The sequence below is a fragment of the Desemzia sp. AGC72 genome (assembly GCF_057334175.1).
Window position 1 is genome coordinate 70,400 of sequence record NZ_JBHFIG010000006.1, and the last position, 19,363, is coordinate 89,762.

The window sequence follows — 19,363 nt, forward strand, 5'->3', positions numbered from 1 at the left end:
TTTTATTTATTTATTTTAAAAAATACAAAAATAACTTAACTAACTCAAAAGTTCTCCGATATATATTTTGAAGACAAGAACTTCAACATTTACTTAGGAGGAATTATATAATGAGAATCAATACAAATACAGCAGCATCAAATACTTACTCACGTTTAAACTCAGCAAACGCTTCAAAAGCTAGTTCTTTAGCTAAATTGTCATCAGGATTACGCATCAATAAAGCCGGAGACGACGCAGCGGGATTGTCAATTTCAGAAAAAATGAAAAACCAAATCAGCGGGTTGACTCAAGCAACTCGTAATGCACAAGATGGAATCTCTTTGATCCAAACAGCTGAAGGTGCATTAAACGAAACACACAGCATCTTAAACCGTATGCGTGATCTTTCAGTTCAATCATCTAATGATACAAATTCATTAGATGACAGAAAAGCTATCGATGCTGAAATGACGCAATTGTCTACAGAAATCGATCGTATTGCTTCAGATACTAAATTCAATGGTATTTCATTGCTAGCAGGCGAAAGAGATTTAAACATCCAAATCGGAGCAAACTCTTCTGATGAAGCTCTAACTATTAAAACAGTTGATGCTAAATTTGCAACATTGGCAGCAGGAACACTTAGTGATACAGCAGTAGATACGTCAACTGATCATGATGCAGCTTCTACAATTGCACATGCAAACATAGACCTAATTGATGCAGCTATCACTAAAGTTTCAGACGCACGTGCAACATTCGGTGCACAACAAAACCGTTTAGACCACACAATCAACAACTTAACAACAACAAAAGAAAACTTGTCAGAAGCGAACTCACGTATTCGTGACGTAGATATGGCAGAAGAAATGATGAGCTTCACTAAATCAAACATCCTTTCATCAGCAGCTACTTCAATGTTGGCGCAAGCAAACCAAATGCCGCAAAGTGTTTTACAATTACTACAATAATACTCAAAAAAAGATTGCCAATTTGGCAATCTTTTTTTATTTTTTACTTAATTAACATTTAAGATAGCCGACTAGTAATATAGAGGCAAGACCTCATAGAACTTTATTAGGAGGAATTATATAATGAGAATCAATACAAATACAGCAGCATCAAATACTTACTCACGCTTAAACTCAGCAAATGCTTCAAAAGCCAATTCTTTAGCTAAATTGTCATCAGGATTACGTATCAACAAAGCCGGAGACGACGCAGCAGGATTGTCAATTTCAGAGAAAATGAAAAACCAAATCAGTGGTTTGACTCAAGCTACTCGTAACGCACAAGATGGAATCTCTTTGATCCAAACGGCTGAAGGTGCATTAAATGAAACGCACAGCATCTTAAATCGTATGCGTGATCTTTCAGTTCAATCATCCAATGATACGAACTCAGTAGATGACAGAAAAGCTATCGATGCTGAAATGGAACAACTAGCAACAGAAATCGATCGTATCGCTTCAGATACTAAATTCAATGGTATTTCTTTACTTGCAGGCGAAAGAGATTTAAACATCCAAATCGGAGCAAACTCTTCTGATAAGGCATTAACGATCAAAACTGTAGATGCTAGTTTTGCAGGGATTGCCGGAACAGCTCAAGAAAAAACAGCCGTTACTGCTGCAGTTGATGCATTAGCAGCAGGAACACCTACAGCTGAAGAAATTGCTGCTGCAGAAAAAACAGACTCTGAAAATTCTGTCAAAGCTGCACATGCTAATATTGATAGACTTGATGCAGCTATTACAACAGTTTCAGACGCACGTGCTACATTTGGTGCACAACAAAACCGTTTGGACCACACAATCAACAACTTAACAACAACAAAAGAAAACTTGTCAGAAGCGAACTCACGTATTCGTGACGTAGATATGGCAGAAGAAATGATGAGCTTCACTAAATCAAACATCCTTTCATCAGCAGCTACTTCAATGTTGGCGCAAGCAAACCAAATGCCGCAAAGCGTTTTACAATTACTACAATAATATCCAAAAAAGATTGCCTTATGGCAATCTTTTTTACTTAGGAGCTTAAGTAATTGAAAAGTATTCCGATTTAATATATAGAGGCAATACCTCAACCAATTATTTTTAGGAGGAAACATACATGAGAATTAATACAAATACAGCAGCATCAAATACTTACTCACGTTTAAACTCAGCAAACGCTTCAAAAGCTAGTTCTTTAGCTAAATTGTCATCAGGATTACGCATCAATAAAGCCGGAGACGACGCAGCGGGATTGTCAATTTCAGAAAAAATGAAAAACCAAATCAGTGGTTTGACTCAAGCAACTCGTAATGCACAAGATGGAATCTCTTTGATCCAAACAGCTGAAGGTGCATTAAACGAAACACACAGCATCTTAAACCGTATGCGTGATCTTTCAGTTCAATCATCTAATGATACAAACTCATTAGACGACAGAAAAGCTATCGATGCTGAAATGACACAATTGTCTACAGAGATCGATCGTATTGCTTCAGATACTAAATTCAATGGTATTTCATTACTTGCAGGTGCACGCGATTTAAACATCCAAATCGGAGCAAATTCTTCTGACGAAGCTTTGACGATCAAAACTGTAGATGCGAAATTTGAAACATTAGCTGGAAAACCTAAAAATGCAACAGCTGTCGATACTGCAACTACAACTGCTCAAGCAACCTTAGATGCAGCACAAGCTGCTCATGATGCAGCAATTGCAGCTGATCCAGCTGATGATAGTAATTTAGCAACTTTGGATACTGCAAAAGCAGGGTTGATAACAGCTCGTGAAACAGATGCTAAAGCTTCTGTTACTGCAGCTAAAGACAATATCGACATGCTTGACAAAGCAATCACAGCTGTTTCAGATGCACGTGCAACATTCGGTGCACAACAAAACCGTTTAGACCACACAATCAACAACTTAACAACAACAAAAGAAAACTTGTCAGAAGCGAACTCACGTATTCGTGACGTAGATATGGCAGAAGAAATGATGAGCTTCACTAAATCAAACATCCTTTCATCAGCAGCTACTTCAATGTTGGCGCAAGCAAACCAAATGCCGCAAAGTGTTTTACAATTACTGCAATAATTTTTCAGTGAAAATAAGGTCTTTGATAATAAGCCGATTAATGTCGGCTTATTATTGATATCTTGAAAAAGCAAAGGAATACATTTAAGATAGAGAAGATAAATTCTTCTTTTTCATCATGTTGGAGGTGTAGATTTTGGTAGACATTCAAGCAAATAAACCGATAACAGCTATTGATAGTATTAAGAAAGCAAATTCTTTTGTTTCTAAAAACGAATTTAAAGAAATGCAGCTCCTATATGATGAAGCAGAAGAAAATATTGCAGGAGAACACCTTGAAAAAGCTGTTAATAAAATAAATAGTCATCTTTTAGGGATAAATGCTCAATTTCAGTATAGAATTCATGAAGGCACTGAACGAGTTATGGTGAAATTAGTTGATATGGAAACTAATGATGTAATAAAGGAGATTCCTCCTGAAAAGATGCTGGATATGGTAGCAGAAATATGGAAACGAGTTGGACTCGTTATCGATAAACAAAAGTAATAAGGAGATAAAAACAATGACGAGTAATGTAAGTATTATGGGTTCATATTCTGGTATCACAATGGACACAGTCGATCAATTGATTCAAGCTGAATCTGGTAAATTAAAACAATATACGAGTCAGCAAACTAAGTTGACTAATGAAAAAACTGCGTGGAAAGATATCAATACGCGCTTAGATACATTATATAAAAAATTCGACGCTTTAAAAAAAGTAGAAGTATTTGATTCAAAAACAGTTAGCAACAGTAATGAAAAAGCTGTAACTGTTTCAGCGGGGACCCAAGCACTTGAAGGAACCTATAATGTTGAAGTTTTAGAATTGGCTAAGTCTAGTCAGTTGACTTCTGGCGTTATCGAAAAAATGAGCGGCAAAAAGTCGACAGAGAACTTAATGATAAATGGAACGTTAATATTGACGGATGCAGATAATAAAATTGTTTCAATTGATGTTACTAACGATGAGAGCTTAAAAGATATTGTAACTAAAATTAACGAATCTGCTAAAGATACAGAATCTGGATTGCGTGCTTCAATTGTTGATAATCGTATAGTTTTGATGGATTCCAATATGGGTGAACGCTCTATTACTGTCGGAGGATCGTTGGCAGGAGAACTGGCTTTAGGAAACGAAGCTGGAGTAGGTGCTGTCTTTACTGAGGGTAATGCAGCCAAATTAAAAATCAACGGGATCGAACTGACTCGTAATTCAAATACCATCACAGATGCGGTTGAAGGATTAACATTTAATTTAGCGGCTGTAAGCAATAATCAAGTAAGTACCATCAAAGTAGCGGAAGACTTTGAAAAAACAAACGCTGCTGTTCAAGAATTTATAGACCAATACAATTCTACAATGTCGTTTATTGATAAACAGTTAGATGTCGGGAATCCTGCAGCAGAAGGCAATACTACAGGATCATTAACTGGAGACAGTTCTCTGATGAGACTACAATCACAACTTCGCTCTTTGATGACAACTCAATCTAATGATACCTCTCAGTCGATCAGAGCTTTATCTGATTTAGGAATAGAAGTCGATCGTTATGGATCTGCAACTTTAGATTCAGAAAAATTGAAAAAAGTTTTAGCAAAGGATTCTAACGCTGTACAAAACTATTTTTTCCGTGAAGAAACAGTTGTAACAACTAATGCTGAGGGTGTAGAGTCAAGCGAGAAAAAACAAATCGGAATGGCTCAACAAATGACATCTTTTATTAATGAGTATATTAGTGAGAAGACAGGCATTATAACTACTAAATCAAAAACCAATGACGACCTGATTAAAGACTTAGATAAACAAATTACAAAATTTAATGAACGTTTAGAAGCAAAACGTGAACGGTATATTAAACAATTTACTGCTCTAGATGTAGCCATGATGGAAGCAGAGTCTCAGATGAGTTACTTAATGAGTCAAATTGGATCAACTAATCAACAAAATCAATAGTAAACGTCATATGGGAATATGAGAAGGGATAGGAATATGCCGAATCAACAATATAATCGTTTAGAAATACTGAATCAGTTGCTCCAGAGTTTGCAGAAATGGGATGGAACTAGTACACAAGCTAATGAAATTATTGAAAAAAACAATGTTTTACTAGCAGAATTAAAAGAAATAGACAATAGTTTCAACCAAAAAGATAGTAGAGTCTATACTAGACGAGAACAAGAGCAAGTAGCAGCCATCATTGAGGGACAGCAATCCTTACTAGCTGTGATCAAAAAAGACCGGAAAGTTATTTTGGATAAAATGAAGCAAATGAATCAAAAAAATAAAGTAGTAGATAATTATTACTCGTCTTTTCAACAACCTATCTTTGTGGATAGAGGAATGTAACCTGTAACTTGTGGAAGACCATATGTAAGGAGAAAAGAATCATGATGCAACAACGCAATGCACAAAATGTATACAAACAAAACCAAATTCTTAATGCCAGCCCTAAAAAATTAGTTGTTTTATTGTATGATGGATGTATTAAAAACATGAAATTGGCTGAATTAAGTATTAAAGAAAATAAGTTGGACCAAGCTCATACGGCTCTGATCAAATCACAAGATATCATAGCTGAGTTGGCAAGTACTTTAAATAAAGAGCAAGGTGGTCAAGTTGCTCAAGACCTGAATGATATCTATGAATATCTTATGATAAACTTGATTGAAGCTAACCGCACAAAAGATGTTACTATTATTCAAAAAAACCGAGAAATGATCGAAGAACTTCGTGAGGCGTGGGCAGAAATTTAAGTGAATAAAAAAGTTGGAATTTAGACAATTTTAATTAATTGAATAGGATAGTAAAAACCACCCTGCTTTGTCAGGGTGGTTTCTTTGCTATATCAAGGAAAAGTGTTCCGTTTCACAAAGCGCAAAATATTTTGCTATTTAATTGTTACAAAAGTTGTCAAAAAAATACTTTGATTTACAAACAAATAACAAAAATTTCGTTGTCAAACAAATTCCTTTCACTTATACTTTAGCTGTTGAGTAAATATTGTCATAAAAGAGAATTTATACATAAAATGCATGTTATTTAATTTAATGAATAAACATGAATTGCGAGTTCAAATAAGAGTTTTTGCTTTAAAAACATACATTTGAAGGGTATTAAATCATTTAACTAAATAATTTTTTGAATATATTTAGAATTTTTATACTTTTGAGAAAGTGCGTTTTTCCCTTAAATATTTATAATAAAGCTTATGTGAAAGTATTTTCAATTGTATAAGAAAAAATTATAGATTTATAAAAAATGCATAAACTTAGGATATAAAAACAAGGAGGGAAACCAATGGATCAAACATTCGGGTTAATAAAAAATGCGTTAAATGCTGCTGAGTTGCGACAAGAAATGATTTCCAGCAATATTGCTAATGTTAATACAGATGGCTACAAAGTAAATAAAGTGGAGTTTGAAAGCCTGTTGGACAGTGCGTCCAATGGCTTTTCTTTAACTAAAACAGATGATCAGCATTTCGGTATCGCTGATTTGACAGATGTACAGCCAATAGTAAGCAAACGAGCAAACACTTCCGTCAAAGACAATGGGAATAATGTAGATATCGAAGTGGAAATGATGGATCAATCAGAAAACAGTTTATATTACAATGCACTGGTAGCTCAATTAAATACGAAATACTCAATGTTAAATAGTGTGATTACTAAATAAAGTTATTAGGCAATAGGAGGAAGAACAAATGTCTATTTTTGATTCAATGCGCATCAACAGCAGCGGGCTGAGTTTAGAACGATTAAAACTCGATACCATTTCAAGTAATATTGCGAACGTGAATACGACACGTACCGAAGAAGGCGGACCTTATCAAAAGAAAACTGTAGTCTTTGAAGAAAGTTTGATGCAAAAAACGTCTGATTTAGCTGGAAGCATCAATGAAAAAAGCTTTGGTGTCCGAGCAACAGGGATCGAATCCAGTGATGAGATTGTAATAGAATACAATCCTACTCATCCGGATGCAGATGAATTTGGTTATGTAACTAAATCGAATGTCAATATGGCTGATGAAATGGTCGAAATGATGAATACGATTCGAACTTATGAGGCGAACGTAACAGCTACAAATGCTAGTAAAAGTATGTTGAGTAAGGCCTTGGAAATTTCAGCACGATAGAATGACAAAAAAATGACGGTTTCGTTTTGCGTACAGTACAGTATAACGAAACTAAGATGAGTATAAGGGAGTAGGACAATGAACATAGAATCAATGTACAACAGTTTACTGAATGGTATTTCAACAACAGGCGGTATGGAAAACGCGACTCAATCAGCAGCAAGCAGCGCAACAGATGCTCCGTCTTTTGATAATTTACTTAGTGGATCAATGGAGAAATTAAACCATCAGCAAGTGGCATCGAATGAAGCTATTACAGGGTTGATCACTGGTGATGTGGATAACTTACATAACGTTATGATTCAAGCGACAGAAGCTCAGCTTTCTTTAGAATTGGCCATTCAAGTACGTAACAAGGCAATTGAAGCATATAACGATGTCAAAAATATGCAATTCTAGAAAATGTTGAGGAGATTACGTTTAAATGGATAACATAAAGCAAGCATGGGGGAAAGTCCAAGGCGGATGGCAAGCGTTAGATAAAAGCAAGAAGACTCAGTTAGCTATGATTCTTACTGCGATTATTTTAGTCGTCGGGGGCCTTACATATATTACAAAAAAAGTAGATTACAGCGTGTTGTTTTCAGAAATGGAAGCATCTGACGCTGGATTGATCGTTGATGATTTGGAAGCTCAAGGAGTAGCCTACAAATTAGAAGACGATGGAACGACGATATTGATCGACTCTTCTTTAGTGGATAAATACCGTATCGAGTTAGCGATGAACGATATGGTACCTGAAAACTCTATTGGTTTTGAGATTTTTGACACATCAAGCATGATGGCTACAGATGAAGACCGAAATATCATGTATCAAAGAGCTGTATCAGGTGAATTGGAGCGAGCAATCAGCACGTTAGACACGGTAAAGAGCGCAAAAGTCATTTTATCGATGCCGGAAGACAGCGTGTTTGTTGATCAAGAGAATAGAGCAGAAGCTTCTGCTTCAGTTGTGATCACACCAAGAAAAGCTGATATTTCTCCTGCAGAAGTCCAAGGGATCGCATCTTTAATGGCCGGAGCAGTAGACAACCTGCCGCAAGAAAATATCAAGATCGTGGATAATAATGGGAACCTTCTTAGCAGCGCTATAGGCGACGAAAGTATCAATTCTGCTACTTTGAAAAATCAATACCGAGATATTGAAGCGAGTTATGAAAAAGACATGGAACAAAAGTTGATCGAAACGTTAGGTCCGATTTATGGCATGAACAACTTAACCGTCTCTGTCAGCGTAGCAATGAATTTCGATGCTGTTGAAGAAGAAGCGGTTCAATACGATGCTTATGGCAATGGTCCGGTCGTCCGCAGCGAAAGCGTACAAGCAAATGGTTCTAATATGACAACTGAAGAAACAGGCGGCAACGATAATGTAAGTAACGTCATCGTAGAAGGTGAAGCAGAAGATGGTTCGAGCTACAACAGAACAGTGAATAATGAAATAGATACAACTACTACACATACAATAAAAGCTCCAGGAACAATCACATCACTGTCAGCTTCTATTGTGTATAACGGTAACTTGAATCTAGATCAATCAGCGCAAATTGGAGAAATTGCTCAAATGACTATTGGAGCTGATCAGGAAAGTATCGTTATTCAAGGAATACCATTTGTAAACAATAATGCAGATGAAGATGCACCGATTATTGGGGCTGATTTCCAAGAAGAATTGATAAAAGCCTTCAAGAACAACTGGCCTTATGCTGCTGGCGGAATCGGATTGATCGTTTTATTGACATTAATGTTGCGTATCTTTAAGAAGAAAAGATCAGCAGACGATGAGTTTGACGACCTTTACGATGAAGTAGAAGAAGAACCGATTCAATCTGTTGTGAAAGATGACATTCAAGCGGCTCTTGCTCGAAAAGCTGCACAACAAGCAGCTGAAAAAGAAGAAGCAGACTTGAAATTACAATTGAATAAAACAATGAGTGAAAAAGAGAATAAAGTCAAAACGATGGCCGAAGAGAACCCAGAAATGGCTGCCGACTTGATAAAAATCTGGATGAAGGAAGAGTAGTGGATGGATACAACAACAGACGGATTAAAAAAAGCAGCAATTTTGATGATTACGTTAGGTTCTGAAGCCTCTTCAAAAATCATGAAGATGCTGCCAGACAATATCATTCAAAAAATCAGTTATGAGATAGCGAATATTGATTATGTCAAACCAGAAGAACGCGATACCATCGTTAATGAGTTTATTGAAATGCAGCAAGCTCGCGAGTATATCATTGACGGCGGAATCGATTATGCTAAAAGTTTATTGAACAAAGCTTTAGGACCTCAACGTGCAAAAGAAGTGATCGATATGTTGAATCAAATCCAATTACGCGAACGTCCATTTGATATCGCTCGTAAAGCGGATCTGCAGCAATTGACCAACTTATTATTGGGAGAACAGCCGCAAACTGTTGCGTTGATTTTATGTTACATGCAGCCTGAGAAAGCAGCAGCTGTACTAGCAGAGTTTCCGATTGAACAGCAATCTGAAATTGCCGAACGAATCGGTACGATCAGTCACACATCGCCGACGATTATTTCAAAAATAGAAAAAGTCATCGAGAATAAATTCTCTAACTATGTGGAAAACAAAACTGAAGCAGTGGGCGGAGTTCAAACATTAGTAGAAATTTTGAACTCAGTAGGCAGAGGTACAGAGAAGAACATCATGCAAGTGTTGGAAGAAAGACAGCCTGATTTAGCAGACGAAGTGAAAGCGAACTTGTTTACTTTCGAAGACATTATTACATTGGAACGTTCGGATGTTCAAAAAGTGTTGCGTGAAGTCAATAAAGATGATCTATTGCTGGCGCTTAAAGGTGTTGGTGATAATATTAAAGACTTTGTTTACAGCAACTTGTCTAACCGTCAAGTAGAAACAATGAAAGAAGATATGCAGTTCTTAGGACCTGCGCGTTTGTCCCAAGTAGAAGAAGCCCAGCAGAAAGTTGTCGCTACTATCCGCAAATTGGATGAACAAGGCGAAATTTATTTGAGAAGAGGAGAAAGTGATGTCATTATTTCATAATGTGATAAAGGCAGAGCAAGCCTCAAGCGAAGAACAGTTTGCAGAGATTACTACGAATTTTGTAGTGAAGAAAAAAGAAACAGCATTTGTTGCAAGTTCAAAAGAAGACGAAGTCATTCAATCGAAAGCTGAGCGACTATTGGAAGAAGCTGAACAAGAAAAAACGCGATTGCTGGAAGAGGCATCTTTTGAAGCAGAAAAGATCAAAGAAGCAGCTCAGCAATCTGGTTTTGAAGAAGGTACAAAACAAGGTTACTCACAAGGCTATACCGCCGGATTTGAAAAAGCGATGCAAGAAGGCCAAGAAGAAGCAGCAACCTTGATCCAACATGCTCATGCAATGGTTCAAGAAGCAGAAGAAAAACTGGCAGAGTATTACAGTGAAAAGCAAGACCAACTAATTCAATTAGCGGCTACGATGGCTGAAGCAATCGTCCATCAAACGATCGATGCTTCTTCTGATCAAGTGTTGGAATTAGTGAAACCTTTATTGATGCGAATGAATAAAACCGAAAAGCTGATAACAGTGACTGTTCGTCCAGAACAAGTTGAATTAGTTCAAGAAAAACTGACTTTATTAGAGCAAAAATATGTAGAAGTTCGTTTTATCGTACTGACTGATCATACATTGGAAAAAAATGGGTGTGTGATCGAGACAGCTCATAATATTATTGATTTGCAGATAGGGAAGCAACTGGAAAAAATGGTTCAAGAAATGAAGTCGATGGAGTGAGGATAGAGTGATAGAAGTTCCCTTTGAAAAGTACACAGCTTCCATAAAAAAGAATACATATCACTTGAAAATGGGAAAAGTCAGTCAAGTTACCGGAATCATCATTAAAGTTGAAGGTCTGGATGCTTTTGTCGGAGAAGTCTGCGAGATACTGATCAAATCCAACGGCAAAGTTGCTCTTAGTGAAGTAGTAGGATTTGTTGATGAAACAGTCTTATTGATGCCGCTTGATGAAGTTGAAGGTATCGGACCAGGGTGTTTGGTTCGTCCAACCGGAACGACATTGAAAATCGAAATCAGCGAGCAGTTATTGGGAACAACGATGGATGGTTTAGGCCGTCCAATGTATCAAGATATTGAAATCAATGGAGATCATTTCAATGTCAATCAAAGTGCGCCTAACCCTTTTACACGGATGAAGATCAAAGATGTGATCTCAACAGGGATTAAAGCCATCGATGGCTTGCTGACAGTAGGAGAAGGTCAGCGGGTCGGGATATTCGCTGGATCCGGAGTCGGGAAAAGTACGTTGTTAGGCATGATCGCTCGCTATTGTGAAGCGGATATCATCGTAATCGGTTTAATCGGTGAGCGTGGACGTGAGGTTTTAGAATTTATTGAAAAAGATCTTGGTCCAGAAGGGTATAAGAAATCGGTTGTCGTTTGTGCGACTTCTGATATGCCGCCTTTAGTTCGTTTAAAAGGTGCTTCGGTTGCTACGGCGATCGCAGAGTATTTCAGGAAGCAAGGAAAAAAAGTCGTCCTGATGATGGATTCGGTGACACGTGTAGCGATGGCACAACGGGAAATCGGCTTAGCTACTGGTGAACCGCCGACGTCTAAAGGGTATACGCCTTCGGTATTTACGACGCTGCCAAAATTACTCGAGCGAAGCGGGATGTCTGACAAAGGTTCTATTACTGCTTTTTATACGGTATTGGTTGAAGGGGACGATATGAACGAACCTATCGCCGATACGGTTCGTGGGATCTTAGATGGACACATCGTCTTGTCTCGGAAAATTGCTTCTGAAAATCATTACCCGGCAATTGATGTCCAAAGCAGTATCAGTCGTTTGATGAAAGACATCACGGAAGAAAAGCATTATCAATTGTCAGGGAAGTTAAAAGAAAACCTTGCAGTTTATGCAGAATCAAAAGATTTAATTGATGTAGGGGCTTATCGTCAAGGCAGTAACCCTTTAGTAGATAGAGCAATTCAACTGAATCGTCCTATCAAAGATTTCTTGAAACAAAATGTCGATGAACCTTCAAGCTTTGAAGAAACGAAGGAAGCTTTGACGCAATTGTTCCAAGGAGTTTAAGAAGTTAGTCAGCAAGAGAAAAAGAGGTGCGATAATTGGCAAGTCAAACATTTTCAATGGAAAAGATATTGGATTGGCGCTCAGATCTTGAAGAAACAGCAAAAAGAAAAGTAGCTCAAGTACAAGTGAAGAGAGAAGCACAACAAGCTGTGCTGGAAGATTTGATTAGAGAAAATATCAAAGTCAAAAATGATCGCTTAAAAATCAATAAAATCAATGATATGAGACACCAGCAATTATATCAAGCGTTGTTGGATGAAAAGATCATTCATCAAAAAAACCAATTAGATTTAACGCAAAAAGAACTAGAAGCGGCTCAAGCTGAGTTGCTTGAGGCTCATAAAGACAAAAAAGTCATGGAAAAGTTGAAAGAAAAAGAATTGTGGACGACTGCTGAACTGATCAAAAAAGAAGAGCAGCAGCAATTGGATGAGATAGCAACATTGAGTTTCGGTCGAGTCTTTTATTAGGAAGCCTTTAAACCATTTGAAAGGAGGTGATACCTATGCAAGCGACACAAGCCATACCCGCTTTACATATTCAATCAGGAAGCCTGCCTGATTCCACGATTCTAGTAGACGCGGCAGAATTTACTGCTCAATTAACAGAATCGATGCAAAAAAATGGGCAGCAGTCAGCAAATCAAGCTGAAAATGAACCAGGTTTACAGATGGAAGTCTCTGAAGGTAAGATAGATCAAGAATCCGAAACGACAGATTCGTTGGAAGAACAAACTGATCCTAACATAGCGGCGTTCTTTTACCAACCCTTAAAAATGGCCGAACAACAATTGACTGCTCATCTGGAACCTGATTTAGAAACAGGAGAAGTTGCTTCAGTTTCTCGGGAATCAAAAGTTATTTCAAAAGAAATCGCTCTGGAAAATACAAGAGCTGTAGTAGAAGATGCCAACGGACAACCTATTGATCCAAAAGAAGCACAATTGCCAACAAGCGAAGATAAACTATCAGCTCAACCAGCAGTTGTGGATGATTCACTAGGCGGTAAAACAACTCAAGCAACAGTCGTTTCTCAAAACAGTGAAGCAGTGTTTAAAAAACAAGCTCAAACCTTGGAAAAAAATTCTGCTGACCCAATTCAAATAAATACCGAATCTAACATCATCAAGCCGGTTTCAACAAACAGGTTGGAGAACAGTCTTATATCTGCAATGAACGTAAGTGCTGAGAACGCTGTCTTACCAGAATTCGAACAAGTGATTGAACAAGTCATAGTAGAGCAGACAACAGAGAAGATGACAACTGGTCAAGACGATTTGGACATCCAATCTCAATTGAGAATGAAAGTGTCTGGATCCTTTACAGATCAATTAGCTGCAGTACCTGCACAGACAACAACCTCACAAAAAGAGATAGCTTTACCGGTAGTGTTGACTAGTGAGAGCAGCAGTAAGAATCAACAAGCCCTGACCCAAGCGGTAAGTGAGATTATTTTCGATCAAAGTGCCGGGATGAAAGAAGGACAACAAACTACAGCACGAATAAGTTTGACTCCAGAATCATTGGGAAATATGAGGATAGAGATCCAAATACGAGAACAGCAACTGTATACAACGATCGTCGTAGAAAGTACGGAAACAAAAGAATTAATGGACAACAGCATGAAGCAATTGACAGCTAGTTTGGCGCAGAAAAATATTCATTTGCAAGAAATGACTGTACAGATCAGTTTGCCGCAAGCGACAGATTTTTCATTTGCCGGCAGTTCACAGCATGAAGCTGAAAATCAAGATCACGCTGTTCCGGGAAGGTTCATAGAATCCTCGGAAAATCCAGATTTAACAGCTGCAGAAGACGAGACAGATACTTCAACAGGACGTCTGAGTATTTTGGCGTGAAAAGGAGAATAAAATGGATATTCCAACAAATTTTACTATCGGATCTACTGAAAGTATCAGAGGTTCAAAACAAAAAACGAACGCTGAATTAAGTTCAGAAGACTTTTTGAAAATTATGGCAGCTTCGATCAGCAATCCTCCTATTTCTTCTGGAGAAGGCGGCGGCAGTAGTGACGGCGGAAGCGGCGATTACATTTCTCAAATTGTTCAGTTCAACATGGTAGATCAATTGACTGCTTTAACAGAAACAGTAACGACAAATATGTTGATGATGCAGCAGCAGCAAGGATTAGATATGTTGGGCAAAGAAGTGAAAGTTTTGGATGAAACGACTTTTGTCACTGGAACAGTTGAAAAAGTCCGTTACACAGAAGGCTACGCGACACTTCAAATCAATGGGAAAGAATATGCTTTAAATGATGTAGTAGAAGTAGGTGTCAAAGCAAATGAACCTAAGAATTGATGGTACTCCATCACCGGGTAATGTACAGACCAAAACTTCTATAAACTCTAAGATTGACCGCACGTTCAGCACTTTTTTAACCGATGCAGCAGCGGAAACAGATAATACTAAAGAAGTCAAGATTTCGCGTCATGCTCAAAAAAGGTTGGAGGAAAGAGGTCTTCAGCTGGAAAGTAATGATATGCAGACGTTGGAATCAGCGTTTGATGAGTTGAATCAAAAAGGTTCCAGAGACTCGCTGATATTTTTTAAAGATATGGCATTGATTGCCAGTATCGACAATCGAACGATCATCACAGCACAAAAGACAAGCGAAATGCGAACAATTACCAATATAGACAGCGCAATACATATTTGATAATGAACTGGCTGGACCTAACGGAAGCCAAGACCCATGGACTGATAGAAGTGGGTACAACTGAATGGAGGAAATCAACATGTTAAAATCACTATACTCTGGTGTTACAGGAATGAAGAGCCAACAAACGAAAATGGATGTTATTTCAAATAATATCGCAAACGTAAGTACAACAGGATTCAAAGCAGGTCGTGTTCGTTTTGAAGATATGATCAGCCAAACAAATGCCAATGCTCAAGAAGGAATCAACGCACAACAAGTAGGTCTTGGAGTACAGACCGGCTCAATCGATACGATCATGACAGGCGGATCCTTGCAAACTACTGGTAGAGCTTTAGATTTCGGGATCGAAAACGGCGACAGCTCATTCTTCACGGTTAGTGGAAATGGCGGAGTAGAAGTTTCTTATACTCGTGACGGTGGATTTTATACAGGTGCTGATGGAAGTTTAGTAACTTCCAGCGGGTTGAATGTTATGGGATATGCAGCTAATGCAGATGGAACTGGAATCGTTGCAGGAAATGCATTACAAGCTCTAGAAATCCCAGCTGCTCGTGTAGTTGGAGCAAATACATTTAACTTACAAAGCTATACTGTAGACAACACAGGGGTGATTAAAGGTACATACAGCGACGGAAAATCTTACGTGCTTGGTCAAATGGCTTTAACAAGCTTTTCAAACCCAGATGGATTAGAAAAAGCCGGCAGCAATTTATACGTTGCAACAGCTAACTCTGGAGCTGCAGAATTAGGCAGACCTGGAGATGCAGGATACGGAAAAGTTCAATCTGGTTTCTTAGAAATGTCAAACGTCGACTTAGCGAATGAATTTACTGAAATGATTGTTACGAACCGTGCTTATCAAGCCAACTCAAGAAGTATCACGACTTCTGACCAAATGTTAGAAGAACTGATCAACCTGAAACGTTAAGAATAAATAGGTGAATATGCTGCTAAATGGAACAGTTTCTGTTCCATTTAGCAAGTCTTGAAGAGAGAAATGGGGTAAGCGAGATGATTGCTTTAACTTCAGTTTCAGGTAAAGAATTTTATTTGAACTGCGATTTGATTTATAAAATGGAACACACTTTTGATACGATCATTACTTTAGTAGATGGAAAAACAATCAGAGTGGTTGATCCTGAAGAAGATATTATTGAAAAAATCATTGCCTTTAAACGTAAAATTTATACTCAATTACCAGAGGGTGAGGAGAAATAATGAAAAAAAATATGGTTCCTTTAATCGGTATAATCTTAGGAATCGGGTTGTTGGTGTGGTCTATAACGTCAGGAGGTCCTATTGCTGCTTTTTTAGACGCTCCTTCACTTGTCATTACACTAGGCGGTTCATTTAGTGCGTTATTAGTTAGTTTTCCTTTAACCGATTTAAAGAAAATACCAAGTGTGTTGAAACAATTACTTTTACAATCAGACATCAAAGAAGAAGAACTGATTGCTACTGTCGTAGATATTTCTAAGAAAACTAGAAGTCAAGGGATATTAGCCATCGAGAATGACATCAAAGAGTTGGACAATGAAATGCTGGTGTATGGTTTAGAAATGGTTGTAGATGGATCTGATCCAGAAGATATTCGAGAAATTATGGAAATCAAAGCAGAAAATATTGAGAAAAGACATAGTATCGGACAAAATATTTTTAATAAATGGGGAGAACTTGCTCCCGGTTTTGGTATGTTGGGAACATTGATCGGATTGATCATCATGTTGGGACAATTAACAGATCCGAGTACTATTGGTTCTGGGATGGCAACAGCATTGATCACAACCTTCTACGGAAGTTTGTTAGCCAATATGATTTTCTTGCCAATAGCAACGAATTTGAAAATTCAAACGGAAGCAGAAATGCAATTATGCGAAATGGCTATTGAAGGAGTATTGTCTATCCAAGCTGGTCAGAATCCGCGCGTCATTGAGCAAAAATTAAGAAGTTACTTGCCTGCCTCAAATAGTGATCTTGACTCAGATACAGTCGAAGCTGATTTGACAAAGGAAAGAAATTATGGCTAGAAGACGGAAAACAACATCCATAGAAAGTAGCGGCTCTCCAGGGTGGATGACAACCTTCTCTGATTTGATGACCTTATTGTTAACCTTCTTTATTCTTCTATTCTCTATGTCGAGTGTCAGTGATTCGAAGTTCGACCAAGCTTCTGCATCTATGTCATTAGCCTTTACAGGTCAAGATGGATTACTGCCTGAGGAGACAACGGTGGTTCCAAATAACGATGGGAATTTAGAAGAAGTTGAAGGCGTCGAAACCACAGGGGAAGAGATCCCGCCAGAATTAGTCGAAATGTATAAAGAAATGGAAAAAGAATTGAAAGAACAAGGAATGGAAGGGAATATTAGTATCAAAATCGATTCTGAAGGAATTTATTTGGATATCAAAGATTCTATTCTTTTCACATCAGGCAGTGCCGAAATAGTAGGATCGGGTAAAGAGACATTAGATAATTTAGCAGAATTGATCAACCAAGTTCCTAATGAAGTGATCATCGAGGGGTACACAGATAATGTTCCAATGAGCAATGCACAATACGCAAGCAATTGGGAATTATCTACTTCAAGAGCAGTTTCAGTTTTAAGATATCTTAGTGAAGAAAAACAAGTTGATCCAACTCGATTATCCGCTCGTGGTTATGGGGAGTACCAACCAATCGCTCCCAATGATACAGCAAAAAACAGAGCAGAAAACAGACGAGTAAACATCGTTATACTATATGAAGAATTTAAGGAGGAAAGTTGATGGAAAATGCAACTCCTGAACCAAAAAATAAGTTGAAACCTGTGTTGATCGTAGTCATCATTTTACTATTGTTGACGGCTGGAACACTTTTAGGTATTGGTTTCAGTACAGGGAAAATTCAAGAAGTAACGGCAACGGTTTTTGACTCAAGCGAAGAAATTACAGTGCCTTTAGAGCAGTTCTTGGTTAATTTGACCCCTGGAGAAAACAACAAAGATCAATACTTGCAAATCGAATTGTCGATTCACAGTTCGCAAAAGGATGCGGAAGCAACTATTACAGATAAAACAGCTCAAGTAAGAGATGCCATTATTGCTGTATTAAGAAATAAGACAAGTGATTCATTGTACGCTGCTTCAGAAGACGGCGAATTGGTGATCAAAAATGAATTAAGAGAGAAAATCAATCAAGAAATCGGTTCAAATTTAGTCAATGAGGTATACATAACCAACATCGTCACACAATAGATGAAGAAAATGAGGAGTTAAAGAATGGGTTTTGGAACAGGGCTTGAATATGTGTTGAAAAGTGTTCTAGCATTAATAGTAATCATCTTTTTAGCCAATAAACTATTGGGTTATATGAATACCATAATGAATAAGCAGACAAAGGCTATTCGTATTATTGAACGGATGCCGGTCAATAAAAATTCGTCTATGTGTATTGTTGAAATGTTGGGAAGCTATTACTTGATGAGCTTTACAGAAGGGCGAAATGAGATCTTAAAAGAATTCTCTGAAGATGAGAGCGATGCGATCATAGCGATGAGAAAAGAAAAAGAACTTTCAGCCGGACAAAAAACACCAGATGCGGAACAATTTAAAGAAATCTACACAAAAATTCAAGAAAAAATTCAAACTTATACTGAAAAGAGGAAATAACCGTGTTGAAAAAAGTCTTGCTTGTAACGGGCGGAATAATAGGATTGTTTGGGTTTCCCCAACAAGTAGGAGCAACAGAGATCATGGATACTATCACATCTGCTCTAGATAGTGGAGCAGGAGAAAATGCCGAAACAGTTCAATTGTTTTTATTGCTTACCCTGTTAAGCTTTGGAACAGCCTTCCTGGTTTTAACGACAGCTTTCACTCGAATCATTGTAGTCTTGTCTTTTACTAGAAGTTCATTAGGGACACAGCAGAATCCGCCCAATATCGTCATCATGGGATTAGCGATTTTCCTTACTTTCTTCGTTATGCGTCCTGTGACAGATGAAATTATGGAAGATGCGATCAATCCGTATTTGAATGAAGAAATCACTACGGAAGTGGCGATAGAAAGAGCAGAAGGACCTTTGAAAGAATTTATGGCTGCACAAACGCGTGAAAAAGATATCCAATTGTTTTTAGATATTTCTGGAGAAGAGAAACCGAAGAATTTAGAAAATTTATCAATGACGGTCTTGACGCCAGCGTTTGCGATCAGTGAATTACGAACAGCTTTCAGCATAGGATTTTTGATCTTTATTCCTTTTCTGGTCATCGATATGGTCGTCGCGAGTATTCTGATGTCCATGGGAATGTTTATGCTGTCACCAGTCATGATCTCATTGCCGTTTAAATTATTATTGTTTGTATTAGTAGATGGTTGGTATTTAGTAGTAGAATCCCTTGTTTCAGGATTTCAGTAGAGG

Annotated in this window: 25 protein-coding genes; all 25 read left to right on the forward strand. The window is 37.7% G+C overall.

The features are described 5' to 3' along the window. Positions 1 to 110 precede the first annotated feature (110 nt). Positions 111 to 953 carry a flagellin N-terminal helical domain-containing protein gene (locus tag ACE025_RS03735; protein ID WP_485937604.1) on the forward strand — a complete coding sequence of 281 codons (843 nt, stop codon included), beginning with the start codon at positions 111 to 113 and terminating at the stop codon, positions 951 to 953. A 123-nt stretch (positions 954 to 1,076) separates the two neighbouring features. Then, entirely contained in the window at positions 1,077 to 1,976 is a 900-nt protein-coding gene (locus ACE025_RS03740) for a flagellin N-terminal helical domain-containing protein (RefSeq protein WP_485937606.1), read from the forward strand. Positions 1,977 to 2,097: 121 nt separating this feature from the next. After that, positions 2,098 to 3,072, forward strand: a complete 975-nt coding sequence (locus tag ACE025_RS03745; RefSeq protein ID WP_485937607.1) for a flagellin N-terminal helical domain-containing protein — start codon at positions 2,098 to 2,100, stop codon at positions 3,070 to 3,072. Between the two features lie 136 nt (positions 3,073 to 3,208). Beyond that, positions 3,209 to 3,559 (forward strand): flagellar protein FlaG, encoded by a 351-nt coding sequence (locus tag ACE025_RS03750; RefSeq protein ID WP_485937609.1) that lies wholly within the window; start codon positions 3,209 to 3,211, stop codon positions 3,557 to 3,559. 16 nt (positions 3,560 to 3,575) lie between these two features. After that, a complete protein-coding gene (fliD, locus tag ACE025_RS03755) occupies positions 3,576 to 5,009 on the forward strand; it encodes a flagellar filament capping protein FliD (RefSeq protein WP_485937611.1) in 1,434 nt (477 codons plus the stop codon). 36 nt (positions 5,010 to 5,045) lie between these two features. Then, positions 5,046 to 5,402, forward strand: a complete 357-nt coding sequence (locus ACE025_RS03760) for a hypothetical protein (protein ID WP_485937613.1) — start codon at positions 5,046 to 5,048, stop codon at positions 5,400 to 5,402. A 41-nt stretch (positions 5,403 to 5,443) separates the two neighbouring features. Further along, complete coding sequence (gene fliS, locus ACE025_RS03765) at positions 5,444 to 5,809, forward strand: flagellar export chaperone FliS (RefSeq protein WP_485937615.1); 366 nt, start codon at positions 5,444 to 5,446, stop codon at positions 5,807 to 5,809. Positions 5,810 to 6,353: 544 nt separating this feature from the next. Beyond that, on the forward strand, positions 6,354 to 6,731 hold the full coding sequence (flgB, locus tag ACE025_RS03770; RefSeq protein ID WP_485937617.1) for a flagellar basal body rod protein FlgB: 378 nt from the start codon (positions 6,354 to 6,356) through the stop codon (positions 6,729 to 6,731). A gap of 28 nt (positions 6,732 to 6,759) precedes the next feature. Then, entirely contained in the window at positions 6,760 to 7,191 is a 432-nt protein-coding gene (flgC, locus tag ACE025_RS03775; protein WP_485937619.1) for a flagellar basal body rod protein FlgC, read from the forward strand. Positions 7,192 to 7,269: 78 nt separating this feature from the next. Then, on the forward strand, positions 7,270 to 7,590 hold the full coding sequence (gene fliE, locus ACE025_RS03780) for a flagellar hook-basal body complex protein FliE (protein ID WP_485937621.1): 321 nt from the start codon (positions 7,270 to 7,272) through the stop codon (positions 7,588 to 7,590). A 25-nt stretch (positions 7,591 to 7,615) separates the two neighbouring features. Continuing rightward, positions 7,616 to 9,214 carry a flagellar basal-body MS-ring/collar protein FliF gene (fliF, locus tag ACE025_RS03785; protein WP_485937623.1) on the forward strand — a complete coding sequence of 533 codons (1,599 nt, stop codon included), beginning with the start codon at positions 7,616 to 7,618 and terminating at the stop codon, positions 9,212 to 9,214. Between the two features lie 3 nt (positions 9,215 to 9,217). Continuing rightward, positions 9,218 to 10,225, forward strand: a complete 1,008-nt coding sequence (gene fliG / locus ACE025_RS03790) for a flagellar motor switch protein FliG (RefSeq protein WP_485937625.1) — start codon at positions 9,218 to 9,220, stop codon at positions 10,223 to 10,225. Further along, positions 10,209 to 10,958 carry a FliH/SctL family protein gene (locus ACE025_RS03795; RefSeq protein WP_485937627.1) on the forward strand — a complete coding sequence of 250 codons (750 nt, stop codon included), beginning with the start codon at positions 10,209 to 10,211 and terminating at the stop codon, positions 10,956 to 10,958. Before fliG ends, ACE025_RS03795 begins: the two co-directional genes overlap by 17 nt. Before the next feature lie 7 nt (positions 10,959 to 10,965). Next, entirely contained in the window at positions 10,966 to 12,282 is a 1,317-nt protein-coding gene (gene fliI / locus ACE025_RS03800) for a flagellar protein export ATPase FliI (protein ID WP_485937629.1), read from the forward strand. Positions 12,283 to 12,317: 35 nt separating this feature from the next. After that, the gene (fliJ, locus tag ACE025_RS03805) at positions 12,318 to 12,752 is read left to right on the forward strand and encodes a flagellar export protein FliJ (RefSeq protein WP_485937630.1); all 435 of its coding nucleotides are present in this window, start codon (positions 12,318 to 12,320) and stop codon (positions 12,750 to 12,752) included. 35 nt (positions 12,753 to 12,787) lie between these two features. Further along, positions 12,788 to 14,140 carry a flagellar hook-length control protein FliK gene (locus ACE025_RS03810; RefSeq protein ID WP_485937632.1) on the forward strand — a complete coding sequence of 451 codons (1,353 nt, stop codon included), beginning with the start codon at positions 12,788 to 12,790 and terminating at the stop codon, positions 14,138 to 14,140. Between the two features lie 13 nt (positions 14,141 to 14,153). Next, positions 14,154 to 14,603, forward strand: coding sequence for a flagellar hook assembly protein (locus ACE025_RS03815; RefSeq protein ID WP_188203966.1), 450 nt, complete (start codon positions 14,154 to 14,156; stop codon positions 14,601 to 14,603). Then, positions 14,587 to 14,961: a TIGR02530 family flagellar biosynthesis protein gene (locus tag ACE025_RS03820; RefSeq protein WP_485937635.1), complete on the forward strand. Its 375-nt coding sequence runs from the start codon at positions 14,587 to 14,589 to the stop codon at positions 14,959 to 14,961. Before ACE025_RS03815 ends, ACE025_RS03820 begins: the two co-directional genes overlap by 17 nt. A gap of 79 nt (positions 14,962 to 15,040) precedes the next feature. Beyond that, a complete protein-coding gene (locus ACE025_RS03825; RefSeq protein ID WP_485937637.1) occupies positions 15,041 to 15,892 on the forward strand; it encodes a flagellar hook-basal body complex protein in 852 nt (283 codons plus the stop codon). Positions 15,893 to 15,918: 26 nt separating this feature from the next. Further along, positions 15,919 to 16,182 carry a flagellar FlbD family protein gene (locus ACE025_RS03830; RefSeq protein ID WP_485937639.1) on the forward strand — a complete coding sequence of 88 codons (264 nt, stop codon included), beginning with the start codon at positions 15,919 to 15,921 and terminating at the stop codon, positions 16,180 to 16,182. Continuing rightward, the gene (locus tag ACE025_RS03835; RefSeq protein ID WP_485937641.1) at positions 16,182 to 16,991 is read left to right on the forward strand and encodes a motility protein A; all 810 of its coding nucleotides are present in this window, start codon (positions 16,182 to 16,184) and stop codon (positions 16,989 to 16,991) included. Before ACE025_RS03830 ends, ACE025_RS03835 begins: the two co-directional genes overlap by 1 nt. Further along, on the forward strand, positions 16,984 to 17,730 hold the full coding sequence (locus tag ACE025_RS03840) for an OmpA family protein (RefSeq protein ID WP_485937643.1): 747 nt from the start codon (positions 16,984 to 16,986) through the stop codon (positions 17,728 to 17,730). The genes ACE025_RS03835 and ACE025_RS03840 overlap by 8 nt, the downstream gene beginning before the upstream one ends. Beyond that, complete coding sequence (locus ACE025_RS03845) at positions 17,730 to 18,197, forward strand: flagellar basal body-associated FliL family protein (RefSeq protein ID WP_485937645.1); 468 nt, start codon at positions 17,730 to 17,732, stop codon at positions 18,195 to 18,197. Before ACE025_RS03840 ends, ACE025_RS03845 begins: the two co-directional genes overlap by 1 nt. A 24-nt stretch (positions 18,198 to 18,221) precedes the next feature. Beyond that, positions 18,222 to 18,611 carry a flagellar biosynthetic protein FliO gene (locus tag ACE025_RS03850; protein ID WP_485937647.1) on the forward strand — a complete coding sequence of 130 codons (390 nt, stop codon included), beginning with the start codon at positions 18,222 to 18,224 and terminating at the stop codon, positions 18,609 to 18,611. A gap of 17 nt (positions 18,612 to 18,628) precedes the next feature. Continuing rightward, positions 18,629 to 19,360 carry a flagellar type III secretion system pore protein FliP gene (gene fliP, locus ACE025_RS03855; protein ID WP_485937919.1) on the forward strand — a complete coding sequence of 244 codons (732 nt, stop codon included), beginning with the start codon at positions 18,629 to 18,631 and terminating at the stop codon, positions 19,358 to 19,360. Positions 19,361 to 19,363 lie beyond the last annotated feature (3 nt).

Coding starts and splice junctions, on each gene's coding strand:
- ACE025_RS03735 (WP_485937604.1), top strand. CDS start 111: ATGAGAATCAATACAAATACAGCAGCATCAAATACTTACTCACGTTTA.
- ACE025_RS03740 (WP_485937606.1), top strand. CDS start 1,077: ATGAGAATCAATACAAATACAGCAGCATCAAATACTTACTCACGCTTA.
- ACE025_RS03745 (WP_485937607.1), top strand. CDS start 2,098: ATGAGAATTAATACAAATACAGCAGCATCAAATACTTACTCACGTTTA.
- fliD (WP_485937611.1), top strand. CDS start 3,576: ATGACGAGTAATGTAAGTATTATGGGTTCATATTCTGGTATCACAATG.
- ACE025_RS03760 (WP_485937613.1), top strand. CDS start 5,046: ATGCCGAATCAACAATATAATCGTTTAGAAATACTGAATCAGTTGCTC.
- fliS (WP_485937615.1), top strand. CDS start 5,444: ATGATGCAACAACGCAATGCACAAAATGTATACAAACAAAACCAAATT.
- flgB (WP_485937617.1), top strand. CDS start 6,354: ATGGATCAAACATTCGGGTTAATAAAAAATGCGTTAAATGCTGCTGAG.
- flgC (WP_485937619.1), top strand. CDS start 6,760: ATGTCTATTTTTGATTCAATGCGCATCAACAGCAGCGGGCTGAGTTTA.
- fliE (WP_485937621.1), top strand. CDS start 7,270: ATGAACATAGAATCAATGTACAACAGTTTACTGAATGGTATTTCAACA.
- fliF (WP_485937623.1), top strand. CDS start 7,616: ATGGATAACATAAAGCAAGCATGGGGGAAAGTCCAAGGCGGATGGCAA.
- fliG (WP_485937625.1), top strand. CDS start 9,218: ATGGATACAACAACAGACGGATTAAAAAAAGCAGCAATTTTGATGATT.
- ACE025_RS03795 (WP_485937627.1), top strand. CDS start 10,209: ATGTCATTATTTCATAATGTGATAAAGGCAGAGCAAGCCTCAAGCGAA.
- ACE025_RS03810 (WP_485937632.1), top strand. CDS start 12,788: ATGCAAGCGACACAAGCCATACCCGCTTTACATATTCAATCAGGAAGC.
- ACE025_RS03815 (WP_188203966.1), top strand. CDS start 14,154: ATGGATATTCCAACAAATTTTACTATCGGATCTACTGAAAGTATCAGA.
- ACE025_RS03820 (WP_485937635.1), top strand. CDS start 14,587: ATGAACCTAAGAATTGATGGTACTCCATCACCGGGTAATGTACAGACC.
- ACE025_RS03825 (WP_485937637.1), top strand. CDS start 15,041: ATGTTAAAATCACTATACTCTGGTGTTACAGGAATGAAGAGCCAACAA.
- ACE025_RS03830 (WP_485937639.1), top strand. CDS start 15,919: ATGGAACAGTTTCTGTTCCATTTAGCAAGTCTTGAAGAGAGAAATGGG.
- ACE025_RS03835 (WP_485937641.1), top strand. CDS start 16,182: ATGAAAAAAAATATGGTTCCTTTAATCGGTATAATCTTAGGAATCGGG.
- ACE025_RS03840 (WP_485937643.1), top strand. CDS start 16,984: ATGGCTAGAAGACGGAAAACAACATCCATAGAAAGTAGCGGCTCTCCA.
- ACE025_RS03845 (WP_485937645.1), top strand. CDS start 17,730: ATGGAAAATGCAACTCCTGAACCAAAAAATAAGTTGAAACCTGTGTTG.
- ACE025_RS03850 (WP_485937647.1), top strand. CDS start 18,222: ATGGGTTTTGGAACAGGGCTTGAATATGTGTTGAAAAGTGTTCTAGCA.